The sequence below is a fragment of the Microcoleus sp. C2D2 genome, from assembly GCF_036702495.1.
In the GTDB taxonomy this organism is placed as follows: domain Bacteria; phylum Cyanobacteriota; class Cyanobacteriia; order Cyanobacteriales; family Microcoleaceae; genus Microcoleus.
Window position 1 is genome coordinate 1 of sequence record NZ_JAUBTO010000420.1, and the last position, 1,091, is coordinate 1,091.

Below are 1,091 nucleotides of genomic sequence, written 5' to 3' on the forward strand. Positions count from 1 at the left end.
TCATCTTTATTTGACGATTTTACTAGCTTTTTCATTTTAACTCTTTTTTGACACATTCGCAAAAGTGAGATGCACCCGATAAGATCGTCCATCCGATCGATAACTTGCTGGGCACCAGCCGACTGAAGATTATCTGCACGGCTGCTTCGTTCCTCCTCGCTTATATGAGTTCCCTGTAGGGTTTCCCGGCGAAGCTTTTAACAAAGTCCTCAAGCTCATAACTGGGGAGAAAGCTGCACGAGTAGAGTACCCAATCGATCGCCCAAGCATTGAAGTCCCTCACTCATGGGTTCCAACCACTTTTCTGGCGAGTAAAGATGCTTGGAGTGCGTTAGACCGCGGGGCGCTTTTACAGTCATCAGAAATCCTTGTCGGAGGCGCGATCGCCAGGAACGCGAAGGTAGCGTTTGGTGGCCAGCGGTAGTAGGTGCTATTAACTTCGACGGTTTGATAGTGCTGGATATAGCGATCGAGATCTTTGGGCGGGGGTAGCTGGTGGGGAGAAAGCACACCTTGCCAACGGTCGTAACTCCAACCTGAAGTGCGGATGTGAACAATCAAATCCGGGTTCGTTATCCCTTCGATGATTCGGATCTTGAAATCCCTACTAAACAAACTCTCGTCCCAGCAGAGGGGGACTAAGAATTTGATATTTGGAAACAGGATGCGATTGAATTAGTTGGGTCGATCGCTGCTACCTCCCTCTGTAGCTTTTTCTACTGCTTCCCGTGCTGGCGTAACTGCTTCCCCCGCGTTATTTTTTACCGATTCTATAAATTTTTTGGTACTGGGGGCAATGGGTTGGTCGAGATTCAGCTTTTCTCGGATATTGTCAAGTACACCACTGGCATCCTTCTCTGTATCGCTTGTTGGCTGCCGATCGGGACGGGCAACTTCGTAAGACGTAGCTTCCGGGGTTAAAGGTGTAGCGATCGCTTGCATTTTGTTGCCCGAAAATTCTAATTCGGAGCTAAAAATCAGCGCTATTCCTACAGCAAAGATTATTCCTACTCGCCATTAGTGACAAGTTAAGGTGATGGCTAAATTGTCAAGGGGGTATTTACATTGGTTAAAAAATAGATGAAACTCAG

At 47.3% G+C, this 1,091-nt stretch carries 2 protein-coding genes and 1 pseudogene; all 3 read right to left on the reverse strand.

What is annotated here, in order from left to right; genetic code table 11:
• Positions 1 to 215 precede the first annotated feature (215 nt).
• The 3 genes and pseudogenes from QUB61_RS39655 to QUB61_RS39665 all read right to left on the reverse strand — a co-directional run bounded on the left by QUB61_RS39655 (position 216) and on the right by QUB61_RS39665 (position 942).
• The gene (locus tag QUB61_RS39655; protein WP_333136974.1) at positions 216 to 359 is read right to left on the reverse strand and encodes a DUF72 domain-containing protein; all 144 of its coding nucleotides are present in this window, start codon (positions 357 to 359) and stop codon (positions 216 to 218) included.
• Between the two features lie 85 nt (positions 360 to 444).
• Positions 445 to 510, reverse strand: a pseudogene (locus QUB61_RS39660) (hypothetical protein); the annotation flags it as partial.
• A 165-nt stretch (positions 511 to 675) separates the two neighbouring features.
• Positions 676 to 942 carry a hypothetical protein gene (locus tag QUB61_RS39665; RefSeq protein WP_333136972.1) on the reverse strand — a complete coding sequence of 89 codons (267 nt, stop codon included), beginning with the start codon at positions 940 to 942 and terminating at the stop codon, positions 676 to 678.
• Positions 943 to 1,091: the final 149 nt, after the last annotated feature.

Excerpts from the sequence above, each read along its gene's own strand:
- QUB61_RS39655 (WP_333136974.1), bottom strand. The coding sequence starts at position 359 with ATGACTGTAAAAGCGCCCCGCGGTCTAACGCACTCCAAGCATCTTTAC.
- QUB61_RS39665 (WP_333136972.1), bottom strand. The coding sequence starts at position 942 with ATGCAAGCGATCGCTACACCTTTAACCCCGGAAGCTACGTCTTACGAA.